Here is a 12332-nt window from a genome sequence, read left to right as displayed (position 1 = left end):
AGTATTTTCGGCGATCTCCTTGGCGACGGCATCGCTTCCGTCACCCTCGATGCTGACGAAAGCGACTCCATCGGGACTGGCAACTCGACCTAAGCGCATGCCCCGGAGTCTATCGAGACGGGGCTACCTGCCCGAACGCACCCGTGATGCGGCACCGATCGCTCGATAGCCGCCCGGTGGAAGTGCGGGAAAGATCACACCGGTGTGATTCGAAGCCACTGCCCGCCTGCGGGATTCGCGCGTGCGCCGATGTGACCCGTCAGACACCTCGCCGGTGCGGAAATTCCACGGGTCACCGGTGTAGCGTGATCATCGAAGTTCAAAAAATGAGACATCAATCTCAGATAATGAGATGCAATCGTGCAATCCGGCGAGGTGAGAATCGTGACAGACGCGCGGCCGATGGCCCCAGTGACGCGGATCGGTGACGGCAGACGCTGGATGATGCTCGCCCTCGGTGTCTTCGCGCAGACCTCGAGTTCGATCTTCATCCACGGCACCCCGTTCCTGCTGCCCGCGCTCACCGCTCGTGGCGATTCACTCGCGTCCGCCGGAGCCCTGGTGGCATTGCCGACCGTAGGTCTGGTCTGCACCCTGATCGCCTGGGGGTACGTGGTCGACCGGATCGGCGAACGCATCGTGCTGGTGGCGGGGACCCTGCTGATGTTCGTGGCAGGCGTCGCCGCGGCCGTGGTGGACAACCCGGTCGCGTTCGGTGCGCTGCTGTTCGTGGGCGGCATCGGCGCCGCCAGCTCCAACGGCGCGAGTGGCCGGGTGATCGTCGGCTGGTTCCCACCGGACCGGCGTGGCCTGGCCATGGGTATTCGCCAGACCGCGCAGCCACTGGGCGTCGGCATCGGCGCGCTCACCATCCCATGGGTGGCCGCGCACCACGGCATCCCCGCGGCGCTGCTGGTGCCTGCCCTGATGGCCGGGGTCGCCGCGATCGGCTGCTTGGTCGGCATCATCGACCCACCGCGACCGGCCGCGAAGGCCGCCGACCGCGCCAATCCCTATCGCGGCGACTCCACTCTGTGGCGCATCCACGGCGTCTCGATCCTGCTGGTCGTCCCCCAGGCCACACTGTGGACCTTCGGCCTGCTGTGGCTCCACGTCGACCTGGGTTGGTCACTGGCCGCGGCAGGCGCCTTGATGACCGCCACCCAATTCCTCGGCGCCGCAGGCAGAATCGGCGCGGGAGCCTGGTCGGACCGAGTCGGCTCCCGCCTGGGCCCCCTGCGTCAGGTAGCCATCGCCGCCGCCCTCGCCATGGCCGCCCTGACTGTCACCGCCTGGACCGACTGGTGGTGGGCCGCCGTCCCGTTGATGGTCGCGGCGTCGGTGATCTCGGTGTCCGACAACGGTTTGGCGTTCACAGCCGTGGCCGAGATCGCCGGCCCCTTCTGGAGCGGTCGCGGCCTCGGCATCCAGAACACCGGCCAGAACCTCGCGATAGCCGCCGTCCCACCACTTTTCGGTGCCGTGATCACGGCGACCGGCTTCCCCGTGGTCTACGCCTTGGCGGCGGTCGCCGCAGTGGCGGCGGTGCCCTTGGTACCCAGAGAATCCCGAAAGTAACAGCACGGCAGTCTGGTTCATCGAGACACGGCGCCCCTACCCTGCTCGCACCCCTGCCCACGAATTGCGTTCCGGGACAGTCGAGTAGCCGTATCACCCACTCACCGGACACAATTCGATCCGCGCCACCAACGGCAAAGGCTCGCTCCGGCATTCAGCCGAAGCGAGCCTTGTTGCCGAGCTGTCAGAAGTCGATCAGCTGTTCGGGATCGAAGGACAATCGAACATCGCTGTCTCCCCGCAACACTGCGTCGAACATCGAGCCGGATCCGACCGCCGGATCGGCACGATAGGTACCTGCGCCCGCATCGAGCAGCAGCCGGATGACTCGAATGCTGGGCCGATGCTCCACGATCCAATATTCGGGAATCCCGAGCGCCGCATACTCACCGACTTTTCGCACCCGATCGGTACGTTCGCTCCCGCTGCCCGGCGAGACCACCTCGACAACGAGCAAGACGTCGAGTCCTGGAAGAATTTTCGGCACCTCGTCCACGATCACCGATCGTGCGACGTCACGAGGAACGATGAGAACGTCAGGCTTCCGTACACCGGAAGGGGTGCTGATCTCCCACTCACCGCCGTCGAAAACCACCAGTGAGTCGTTGGGCAGTGCGCCTCGCACTATTTGAGCCAGCCGGTGCGCGATCCAGTTGTGCCGAGCCCCCGCAGCCACCTCGACCAACCACCCGTCCTCGAGTTCGAACCCTTTGCCGTCCTCCGACAGGTCGTGCAGATCGAGCACAGTGTAGGGGCCGAAGCCGCTGTCACCGACAGCGCGGTCAACCGTCATCTCGCCTCCCGATCTGGGGCCTTCCACCCTTCATCTGCCTGACCGCCCGACTGGACACGCCACGATGTGATCAGTCTAATCACCACGGTCTGGGATAGACACCACCGTCGAGTCGCGTACAGATCCAGCGACCAATCACCCGAAACCTGGAAGGGCCTGCACCATCGAGCACCGGTGCAGGCCCTTCCCCGTCGAGTTGTCCTACACGATGGCCGCGATGCGGTCGCCGACCTCCACGGTGGACGCGGTGCCGGTGCGCGAGGCCAGGTCCTTGGCGACGGCGGATTCGATGCGCGCCGCGCCCTCGGTGTTGCCGAGGTGGTTGAGCAGCAACGAGACCGAGAGGATGGCGGCGGTCGGATCGGCCTTGGACTGACCCGCGATATCGGGGGCACTGCCGTGGACCGGCTCGAACATCGACGGGTTCACACCCGAGGCGTCGATATTGCCCGAGGCGGCCAGACCGATGCCACCGCTGACAGCGGCGGCGAGGTCGGTGATGATGTCGCCGAACAGGTTGTCGGTGACGATCACGTCGAAGCGGCCCGGATCGGTCACCATGTGGATAGTCGCGGCGTCGATGTGCTGGTACGCCGTGGTCACATCCGGGAATTCGACCGCGACCTCGTCGACGGTGCGCTGCCACAGCGAACCGGCGAAGGCGAGCACATTGTTCTTGTGCACCAGGGTGAGGTGCTTGCGACGGGCCCGCGCGCTGGCGAAGGCGTAGCGCACCACGCGCTCGATGCCGAAGCGGGTGTTGTTGGAGACCTCGGTCGCCACCTCGTGCGGGGTGCCGACGCGGATCGCGCCACCGGTGCCGGTGTACGGGCCCTCGGTGCCCTCGCGCACGACCACGAAGTCGATATCCGGGTTGCCCGACAGGGGGCTGGTGACGCCCGCGTGCAGCTTCGACGGACGCAGGTTCACGTGGTGATCCAGCGCGAAACGGGTCTTGAGCAGCAGTCCACGTTCGAGCACGCCGCTGGGCACCGACGGATCGCCGATCGCGCCGAGCAGAATCGCGTCGTGCTGCTTGAGCTCGGGCAGCACCGACTCCGGCAGGATCTCCCCGGTGCGGTGGTAGCGCGCGGCGCCCAGGTCGTACTCGGTCTTGTCCACACCGGGCACCACCACGTCGAGCACCTTGAGCGCCTCGGCGATGACCTCGGGACCGATGCCGTCACCGGCGATTACTGCGAGTTTCATGAACTAGCTCCGTTCGAAGTCGGGGCGGACCGTGCCGCGCCGGGATACAGGTGCGCGCCGCCACCGTGAGGTGACGGCGCGCAGCTGCCGAGTCCCGGCTGTACCGGGACGAAACAACTCAGGCCAGGTCGACCAGGACGACCTTCGAGGCGCCGACGGCCTCGGCGATCGCGGTCTGCACCTCGGCGGACACCTCGGCGTTGACGCGCAGCACCACGGTGGCGCCTTCGGCGTCCACGTCCTGGCTCAGCTGCGCGGCCAGGATGTCGATCTCGGCCTCGCCCAGCAGGGTGCCGATCTTGCCCAGCGCACCCGGCTTGTCGCTGTAGTTCAGCACGGCCAGGTTCAGGCCCTCGGCGCGCATATCGTAGTTGCGGCCGTTGATGTTGACGATCTTCTCGACCAGGTTGGGCTCGGTCAGGGTGCCTGCCACGTTCAGGGTCGAACCGTCGCCGAACACAGCGCGCAGGTCGACGACGCTGCGGTGAGTGGGGCTCTCCGACGCGGTGGTGACGGTGGCGGTGATGCCACGGTCCTTGGCCAGCGCCGGGGCGTTGACGAAGGTGACCTGGTCCTCGACCAGCGCCGAGAACACACCGCGCAGCGCCGACAGCTCCAGCACGGCGACGTCCTGTGCGGACAGCTCGCCGCGCACCTGGACCTCGACACTGACGGGCAGCTCGCTGGCGATGGCGCCGAGCAGCGCACCCTGCTTGCGGACGACGTCCAGCCAGGGGGCGACCTCGTCGTTCACGGCGCCACCGGTGACGTTCACCGCGCCCGGCACGAACTCACCGGCCAGCGACAGCAGCACCGACTTGGCGACGTCGGTGCCTGCGCGGTCCTGGGCTTCCGAGGTGGAGGCGCCGAGGTGCGGCGTCACGACGACCTGCGGGAGGTCGAACAGCGGCGAGTCGGTGCACGGCTCGGTCTCGAACACGTCCAGGCCGGCGGCACGCACGTGGCCGGACTTGATGGCGTCGGCGAGCGCCTGCTCGTCGATCAGCCCACCACGGGCGGCGTTGACGATGATCACGCCCGGCTTGGTCTTGGCCAGCGTCTCGGCGTTGAGCATGCCCTTGGTCTCGGGCGTCTTCGGCAGGTGGATCGAGATGAAGTCGGCGCGCTCGAGCACCTCCTCCAGGCTCAGCAGCTCGATGCCGAGCTGCGCGGCGCGAGCGGGCGAGGTGTAGGGGTCGTACGCGACGATCTTGGTCTCGAAAGCGGCCAGGCGCTGCGCGAACAGCTGCCCGATGCGGCCGAGGCCGATCACGCCGACGGTCTTGCCGAAGATCTCGACACCGTTGAACTTGCTGCGCGCCCAGGTCTTCTCCCGCAGGGTCGCGTCGGCGGCCGGGATCTGCCGGGCGGCCGAGAGCAGCAGCGTGACGGCGTGCTCGGCGGCGGTGTGGATGTTGGAGGTCGGCGCGTTGACGACCATCACGCCACGCTCGGTGGCGGCGGGCACGTCGACGTTGTCGAGGCCGACGCCGGCCCGGGCGACGATCTGCAGCTTCTTGCCCGCGTCGAGCACTTCGGCGTCGACGGTGGTGGCGGAGCGCACGAGCAGTGCGTCGGCCTCGGGGACCGCGGCGAGCAGCGCCGGGCGGTCGGGTCCGTCGACCCAGCGAACCTCGACACCGTCACCGAGTGCGTCGACGGTCGACTGGGCGAGCTTGTCGGCGATCAGAACTACAGGACGGCCTGCTTGGCTCACTGTGGGGTACTCCTGGGGAAGAAAGGGGGTCGGCAGTTACCGCCGACCAGGATAGTCGCCCGGACTTCGGCTGCCCTTACCCCCCTGCCCGAAAACCGGGTGAACCCTGGGCACCCACCGCTCTACGATCACCGCATGTCCTTGCGCACCGTCCCCGAATCGATGGACCCGGCCGTGGTGGGCGCCGTCGACGCAGAGCTCGATCGGGTGGCTGCCGAGCACAACGTGTCCATCCGTCTCGCGATCGAAAGTGGCAGCCGTGCTTGGGGTTTCCCCTCGCCCGATTCCGACTACGACTGCCGTTTCGTCTATGTGGCGGGCCTGGAGACCTACCTGTCTCCGTGGCGCACCCGCGATGTGATCGAAACGCCGCTGATCGGGCTGCTCGACGTGAACGGCTGGGATCTGGCGAAGGCGCTGCGCCTGCTGGTGGCGGGCAACGCGGTGCTCGTCGAATGGTTGATGTCGCCGATCGTCTACCGCGGCGACGAGGCGTTTCGCGCCCGGCTGCGCGAGGTGGCGAGGGAGGTGGCCGATCGCGACCGGATCGCTCGGCACTACCTGCACCTGGGCGCGCGCCAGTGGGCGCTGTTCGAGCGCAACGGCGGTTTGAAGAAGGTGTTCTACGCGCTGCGGCCCGCGATGGCGCTGCGCTGGTTGCGTGAGCATCCGGGTGCCGCGGTGGCGCCGATGCATCTGCCGACGCTGCTCGCCGAGTGCGAGTTGCCGGTCGACCTGGTGGCGGCGATCACCGAACTGACCGATCTCAAGTCGAAGACGAGGGAGATGGGTTCGGCCGCCCCGCCCGCGTTGATCACGGCGTTCATCGACGCCGAATTCGACAGGGCCACCACGGAATTCAACTCCCGCGGGCCGCGTGATCTCACCGCGTCGATGGCTGTCACCGGCGAGTTCTTCCGCGCCGAGGCGCTGCGGTGACTACCCCCGGATAGCAGAAACTCCGCACCAACTGGTGCGGAGCTTCACATTCGTACGCTGGTCAGCGCAGAATCAGATGGCGCGAACGTCCTGAGCCTGGGGGCCCTTCTGACCCTGACCGACCTCGAACTCCACGCGCTGGCCCTCTTCGAGGGACTTGAAGCCCGAGCCGCCGATCGCGGAGTAGTGAACGAAGACGTCCGGGCCGCCTCCGTCTTGGGCGATGAAGCCGAAGCCCTTTTCGCCGTTGAACCACTTAACAACACCCTGTGCCATTTCAAAAACCTTCTGTAGATGAGCTAGGTCCTAATAGTCCGGCCCTGGTCTCGGTGTCCACCATGCCATGATCCGACGAATTCGGCCACATCGCACAGTGCAAAGTGTGCGAACTGTGAGGAAGGCAACCCCCAGATCCTGCCAGCAGCCACTGGCACGGACGTGACGCGGCCCGCTTTCGGGGTGGATGCTCGCCGTATGCCGAGGTAGTTGCTCCACGGATGCCGGATTAGCCGGGAGCGCGCACCAAACCGACTGGAACGCTTCACCATCGAGAGCTCTATGCAATACGGCCATGTCATCGTCAGCAACCCTAGACATTTTCGAGAAACCCAGTACGGCAAATTCTCTACCAGCGTACTTTCCGAGATCGTGAGGGATCGCACGCCTCGCCGAGAAATCACGCTAGGAGTAGACGGTGCTGGATATCAACCATTTCACTTACGGCTGGGTGACCCCCCTGCTGGCCTATGTCATGTCGGTCGTCGGGTCGATGCTGGCGCTGCGTTGCATGGTTCGCTCGCGCGCTTCCGGCATGCACGGCGGTTGGCTCACGGCGGCCGCGATCGCACTCGGTGGCACCGGTATCTGGGTCATGCATTTCATCGCGATGCTCGGTTTTTCGGTACGCGGCGTGACCATCCGCTACAACGTTCCCGTCACCTTGTTCAGCGCCGCTGTCGCCATGGGTGTGGTGTGGCTCGGATTGTCCATCGTGGTGCGCCGCAGCTGGGACAGCGCCGCATTACCGGTCGGCGGCACGATCACCGGGCTCGGCGTGGGGGCCATGCACTACGCGGGCATGTACGCGATGAAAACCGACGCCGAGATCATCTACGACCCCGTCGTGGTCGCCGCGTCGCTCGCCATCGCGGTGGTCGCCTCGATCGCGGCATTGTGGTTCGCCCTGCACATCCACGGCATCGTCGCCACCACGGGCGCGGCCCTGCTGATGGGCGTGGCCGTCACCGGCATGCACTACACCGGCATGTTCTCGATGAGCGCGCACACCAGCGCCCACGTGGCCCATGCCAGCGGCGCCACCGCGGCCCAGCTGCTCACACCCCTGATCATCGGCATCAGCATGGTGACCATGATCCTGCTGATGCAGGTCGGCATCACCGAAGCCGAGGACCCCAACCTCACCCGCCCCGTGCACGGTCAACGCGCCAGCCGCTTCTGGCCCAGCGGCCAGAACTGAAACCTGTCGGACCCCGATGCGACAATGAAGGAGGTAGAAAACACCGGCATGAGCTGCGGCTATGCCGATTTCCGGGGGGAGTTACACGATGCCGATCGTCATTGTCGCCACCATTGCCTGCGCGGTCCTCGGCGCACTGAGCCTGTACGCCGCCACCATCGCGGAAACCCGCGCGAACCGCGCGTTGCACGACTCCCGGTCCTGCTTCGTCGGCGACGGCAACCCCACGAATTCCTTCTTCACGCATCGCGCCCGGCACGACCGGCTGCACCGCCGCACCAATCAGCTGCTCATCCTGAGCGCGGTCGTCTCACTGGCGGCAACGGGGTTGGCCGCCTACGCGGTGGCTGTCTTCTGATTACCCGGCCCGCACATCGTGTGCTTCGGGTCCGCGCCGGGTCTCGGTGACGGTGTATTCCACGCGCTGACCGTCGCGCAGCGTGCGGAACCCCGCACCGGCCAGCGCGGTGTATTCGACGAATACGTCGGGTCCGCCTGCGTCGGGAGTGATGAATCCGAATCCCTTGCCGCTGTCGAACCAGGCCACGATCCCGCTCGGCATCCACCGACCTTCCGACTCCTGTGCCTGCCAACCTGATTCGCTAATCGTCGCATGCCGCTGCCCGCGACACGTCCGGCATTCGATTCGAGGAGCCGATCGCCCGGTGACGAAGTGGATATGCTCCGGACACGGTCCGACCGGACCGGCTCAGCCGCGAGAACGGGGATTCGGTGCAGCCTTCGACCGTTCGCTGCGCGGCCGAAACCGTGACGATCTTCGTCACCACCTCGGTGGCGGCGCTCGTGATCATGTTGCCGATCAGTTTCGCGTCCTTGGCGGCATCGCTGCACGTCGACCTGCTGGTGTTCAACATTCCGCGGGCGATGACCGGTGCGGCGTTCATCGCAGTGATCACCGCCGCCGTCACGGTGGCGATCGGCAGCGTGCGAACGGCCCGCTGGACCGCGCTGATCGCCCTGGTCGGCATCTTGGTGAACCATCTCGCGTTGCTCCCCGACAGCGCCGACGGTCACCTCGACATTCTGTCGCTGCCCACCTTGAACTTCATCGACGCACTACTGGCGGGGGCTGTCATCGGCGCGCTCGCGGTCGCGGTCTGGAACGAACCGCTCCTGCGCACCGTCTATCTGTTCGGCACACTCGGCGGCACCATCCTGGGCGACCTGACCCAGTCGCCCACCGACCCGAACTCCGACGGTTTCAGCGGTGCGCTCGGCGGCGCACTGCCCCTGTGGTTCATCGCCGCGAGCGTGCTCGCGCTCGCGTACTTCGCGCTCACCACCGTGGCCACGCCCCGCTGGACCACCGAAACCGCCATTCCGCTGGCGCCCGTGTTCGCCGCCGTCGTCGCCTTCACGACGACCATCATCACCGCGCTCGCCGTGGCATCGCACAAGACCAGCGCCCCCTATCTGATCGTCGCCTCGGTCGTCGCCATCGCGGCCGCGGTCGCCGCCGCGATGATCCTGCCGGGACGCGACGGGATTCTGGTCCTGCTGATGAGCAGCTTCTCGGTCGCGGGCAGCCTCGTCATCACGCTGCCGCGTTCCGGCTGGGTCGATCTCGCCACCCTCGCCGCCACCGCCGCAGGCCTACTGATCGGCATCCGCACACCGCGTCCACTGGTAGCCGCGACGAGTGTGCTCGCCCTGGCCTGCCTCGTCCTGGCCGCCGATATCTTCGACCCACCCGCCACGCTCACCGCGGCCCTCGGCTGCCTCGCCCTCGGCTCGGTCGCCGGGTATTGCCTCGGCACAGCTGTTCCACAAAGTCCCACGTCCGGGACCGTCGGACTGGCGATCCTGTTCGTGCCCTCGATCGGTGTCGCTTTGAGCGACACCGACTTCGGCCATCTCGCCTATTCGTCGTCCTGGTACCGCACCACGGATGTCGACCGCGGGATCGGCCCCGGCGCGGTTGCGATCGTCGTGGCACTCGGCTGCGCGATCGCCGTCCTGGGCCTGATGCGCCTGCGCTCCGAGACCTCCGAGATCGTCAGCCCCTAGCCGAATCCCAGCCGTATTCCGAGAACGCTTCCCCTGTCATCACCTTGCCGATCCCGACCCGGCAGTAGTCGACGATCTCCTCGGGCAGCGCTTCGGGCTCGAACCATCCCAGTTCCGAACATTTTTCGGGCTCCCGGTTGGCGACCCCGCCTGTCCAGCGTCGTACGGTGAAGAACATCTGGACCCGCTCATCGCTGTGCAGCACATGCGCGAATTCCACGTCCCGAGCGTCGATCTCGACCCCCACCTCCTCGCGAGCCTCCCTGATCAACCCGGCCACCGCCGACTCGCCCGCCTCCAGATGTCCCGCGGGCACATGGAACAACCCATCGCCGAACCCCGTATTCGCCCTGCGCCCCAACAACACCCGTCCCTGTGCGTCGACCAACACCAGATGAACCCCCACGAGCACCCGGTACTTCTCCACTGTCACCCCTCCTGATCGAATTGCCCACCCAAGAACTTCGAGACTGCCGCTGTTGCAGATGTTTTCGGGGTATACCCACATCATGAGTTTCCCGGTTTCCTTCGGGTTCGCCCAGGTCGGTCTCCTGGCATTGATCGCCCTCGCCATCGCCCTACTGGTCATGGCCGCACTGGCCGCCACCCGCCGTCGCGGCCCCAAAGCCGTTCTCGGCCGCGCGGTCCCCGGCACCGCCCTCCTCCTCGTCGCGGTCCTCCTCCTCTGGATCGCCACCCTCCTCCAGACCTATCTCGGACTCACCGGCGAGATCAAGGCCGCCCACGTAGTCGCCAAACCCGTTGCCGGCCATGAACACCAACTCGACCTCGTCCTCACCCAGTTCGACGAAGACGGAAACGCTGGTCAGCCGACAACCCATCGCATCGAGGGCGACATGTTCGCCCTCCAGTCCAACATCGTCGAACTCGAACCGTGGGTCAACGCCCTCGGCTTCCACTCCGGCTACAAGCTCAGCCGCCTGTACGGCCAGCGCCTCGACGGCAAATCCCCCGCCCAGGACCAGACCTTCCTCAACGGCGGCGACCGCGACTTCTTCGAAGACATGAACAAAAACCGCTGGTACACCAGCCCTTTCATCCGCTCCGCGTACGGCAACGCCACCATCGCCACCCCCGGCGAATACGACGTCTACATCTCCCGAGATGCCATCAAAGTCCGCCAGACGAACTGACCCCCGGAACGGTCCCGGCGATCCCCTCATCAGCCGGCGGCGCGGCCAACACGTTCTGCGGCAACCACGGCCCGTCCCCGAATGGGAGTTCACCACTGCGAACCCCCAGGTCTTTTCGAGCGCATTCGTAGAAGGCATTCCGCTTATGACCTGCCGCCTCATAGGCGCGCAGGTAGTCGTCATGCTCCATCTCGCGACCCATCGCTACGAGACTGAGCTCCCACACCGCCTTGTTCCACAGACGCGCAGCAGCAACAGCTTCGGGCGATCCGAGCAGCAACACCATCTCCCACTTCAGCGTCTTCTCGGACTCGGCCTCGGCCAGGAGCTGCGCACCTTCCTCTGCCGAAAGCGGCTGCCCTGCTTGCGGAAACCCCCTCCCCGCGACCATCCGCTGCGACACCACCGCGAAATGCTTCAGCGAGTGAGCGAACTCGCTGTACGCAACGAGCCGCCGGTCATCCCACCGGCTGCGCTGAGTCCGCTGCCACTTCGACCGCTCGGTCAACGCCGCCCCCGCAAACGTCGCCCCCGCTCCGAGTAGAACACCGGCAACGGTAATTACTTGCTGCACAACAGCATTCATGCACTCATTGTGTAGGCGAGCCCGTCAGCGCACCAGCGATCCGGCACTGTACTTCCGGATCCGGAGACGCTCACGTATGGATTTGGGCGAATCAACGATGTTCTGCCTCGTCTCGCACGAATGTAATTGGTCCATGACTGAACGCGATATGGCCATGATGTACGCAGCACACGACGCGTTCCGGCGCGATCTCCGAGCGCTCGCCAGCGCTCCGGACCGTGAACGCTGGACGCAGTTTCACACCCAACTATCCGTCCACCACACCGCGGAGGACGTCGTGCTCTGGCCGAGTCTGCGCCGCCGCGGCGTGAACGCGCAGTTGGTCGAGGCGATGGCCGCAGAACACGACCGCATCGACCCACTCCTCGCCCAGGCGGACCGGGCCTTCGATAGCGCGGGACCGGACGCCGCGCGACCGACGCTCGGGGCACTGTCCGAGCTGTTGCACAACCACCTGCGCCACGAAGAGCAAGAAACACTGCCATTGATCAACGACCGAGAGTGGTCGCTACTCGACCGAGAAATGCGCCGCCGCATCGGACTCCGAGGACTTCGTCCGTATTACACGTGGCTGCTACGGGATGTGGAGGGTGAACGCCGCCGCAGCGTTCTGTCCACAATTCCCCGCCCACTCCGGCTGGTGATCTCGTAGACGAATAGTTACCGACCAGCCCTGCCACCCAAACACCCCGACGACAAGGTGGGACTCAGCCGAAAAGCTCTTCCGCGCGGGTTGCGGTGACCGCTTGCAACAACCACGCGTTGAGTTGATCGACGTCAGTGGTATCGGCAAGCAGCTTTCGCTGGTCTGCGGAGAGCTCGATTCCACGGCCGGTAAGCACGGTCAACAC

Annotated in this window: 14 protein-coding genes and 1 pseudogene; 7 read left to right on the top strand and 8 right to left on the bottom strand. The window is 66.1% G+C overall.

Features of this window, described 5'->3' with window-relative positions; all coding sequences use genetic code 11:
- Nucleotides 1-99 (bottom strand): annotated as a pseudogene (locus tag ACFWF3_RS08185) (2-hydroxyhepta-2,4-diene-1,7-dioate isomerase); the annotation flags it as partial.
- 303 nt (nt 100-402) lie between these two features.
- Here ACFWF3_RS08185 and ACFWF3_RS08180 point away from each other — a divergent pair.
- Nucleotides 403-1578 (top strand): MFS transporter, encoded by a 1176-nt coding sequence (locus ACFWF3_RS08180; RefSeq protein ID WP_378992391.1) that lies wholly within the window; start codon nt 403-405, stop codon nt 1576-1578.
- Between the two features lie 184 nt (nt 1579-1762).
- Here ACFWF3_RS08180 and ACFWF3_RS08175 read toward each other — a convergent pair whose 3' ends face one another.
- The 3 genes from ACFWF3_RS08175 to serA form a co-directional block, all read right to left on the bottom strand.
- Nucleotides 1763-2371 (bottom strand): Uma2 family endonuclease, encoded by a 609-nt coding sequence (locus tag ACFWF3_RS08175; protein ID WP_379313008.1) that lies wholly within the window; start codon nt 2369-2371, stop codon nt 1763-1765.
- Nucleotides 2372-2572: 201 nt separating this feature from the next.
- Complete coding sequence (locus tag ACFWF3_RS08170; RefSeq protein WP_379313006.1) at nt 2573-3580, bottom strand: 3-isopropylmalate dehydrogenase; 1008 nt, start codon at nt 3578-3580, stop codon at nt 2573-2575.
- Between the two features lie 118 nt (nt 3581-3698).
- On the bottom strand, nt 3699-5297 hold the full coding sequence (serA, locus tag ACFWF3_RS08165; protein WP_378626296.1) for a phosphoglycerate dehydrogenase: 1599 nt from the start codon (nt 5295-5297) through the stop codon (nt 3699-3701).
- Nucleotides 5298-5432: 135 nt separating this feature from the next.
- Here serA and ACFWF3_RS08160 point away from each other — a divergent pair, with 135 nt between their 5' ends.
- Nucleotides 5433-6236, top strand: coding sequence for a DNA polymerase beta superfamily protein (locus tag ACFWF3_RS08160; RefSeq protein ID WP_379313005.1), 804 nt, complete (start codon nt 5433-5435; stop codon nt 6234-6236).
- Nucleotides 6237-6308: 72 nt separating this feature from the next.
- On the opposite strand, the gene ACFWF3_RS08155 is transcribed toward ACFWF3_RS08160, so the two are convergent.
- Complete coding sequence (locus ACFWF3_RS08155) at nt 6309-6512, bottom strand: cold-shock protein (RefSeq protein WP_056812000.1); 204 nt, start codon at nt 6510-6512, stop codon at nt 6309-6311.
- Between the two features lie 418 nt (nt 6513-6930).
- Between ACFWF3_RS08155 and ACFWF3_RS08150 the strand changes: the two genes are divergently transcribed.
- Entirely contained in the window at nt 6931-7713 is a 783-nt protein-coding gene (locus ACFWF3_RS08150; protein ID WP_379313004.1) for an MHYT domain-containing protein, read from the top strand.
- A gap of 88 nt (nt 7714-7801) precedes the next feature.
- A complete protein-coding gene (locus ACFWF3_RS08145) occupies nt 7802-8071 on the top strand; it encodes a hypothetical protein (protein ID WP_379313002.1) in 270 nt (89 codons plus the stop codon).
- On the opposite strand, the gene ACFWF3_RS08140 is transcribed toward ACFWF3_RS08145, so the two are convergent.
- Nucleotides 8072-8275, bottom strand: a complete 204-nt coding sequence (locus tag ACFWF3_RS08140) for a cold-shock protein (RefSeq protein WP_358063985.1) — start codon at nt 8273-8275, stop codon at nt 8072-8074.
- A gap of 170 nt (nt 8276-8445) precedes the next feature.
- On the opposite strand from ACFWF3_RS08140, the gene ACFWF3_RS08135 reads away from it, so the two are divergent.
- Entirely contained in the window at nt 8446-9741 is a 1296-nt protein-coding gene (locus ACFWF3_RS08135) for a hypothetical protein (RefSeq protein ID WP_379313001.1), read from the top strand.
- Here ACFWF3_RS08135 and ACFWF3_RS08130 read toward each other — a convergent pair.
- A complete protein-coding gene (locus tag ACFWF3_RS08130) occupies nt 9731-10174 on the bottom strand; it encodes an NUDIX domain-containing protein (RefSeq protein ID WP_378992103.1) in 444 nt (147 codons plus the stop codon). The genes ACFWF3_RS08135 and ACFWF3_RS08130 overlap by 11 nt on opposite strands.
- A gap of 76 nt (nt 10175-10250) precedes the next feature.
- Here ACFWF3_RS08130 and ACFWF3_RS08125 point away from each other — a divergent pair, with 76 nt between their 5' ends.
- Entirely contained in the window at nt 10251-10895 is a 645-nt protein-coding gene (locus ACFWF3_RS08125; RefSeq protein ID WP_379313000.1) for a hypothetical protein, read from the top strand.
- Here ACFWF3_RS08125 and ACFWF3_RS08120 read toward each other — a convergent pair.
- Nucleotides 10873-11481 (bottom strand): hypothetical protein, encoded by a 609-nt coding sequence (locus ACFWF3_RS08120; RefSeq protein WP_379312998.1) that lies wholly within the window; start codon nt 11479-11481, stop codon nt 10873-10875. The genes ACFWF3_RS08125 and ACFWF3_RS08120 overlap by 23 nt on opposite strands.
- 133 nt (nt 11482-11614) lie before the next feature.
- Between ACFWF3_RS08120 and ACFWF3_RS08115 the strand changes: the two genes are divergently transcribed.
- Nucleotides 11615-12133, top strand: a complete 519-nt coding sequence (locus ACFWF3_RS08115; RefSeq protein WP_379312997.1) for a hemerythrin domain-containing protein — start codon at nt 11615-11617, stop codon at nt 12131-12133.
- Nucleotides 12134-12332: the final 199 nt, after the last annotated feature.

It is taken from the genome of Nocardia sp. NPDC060220, from assembly GCF_042727815.1.
Lineage (GTDB): Bacteria > Actinomycetota > Actinomycetes > Mycobacteriales > Mycobacteriaceae > Nocardia.
This window is presented reverse-complemented; position numbering and strand designations above follow the sequence as displayed.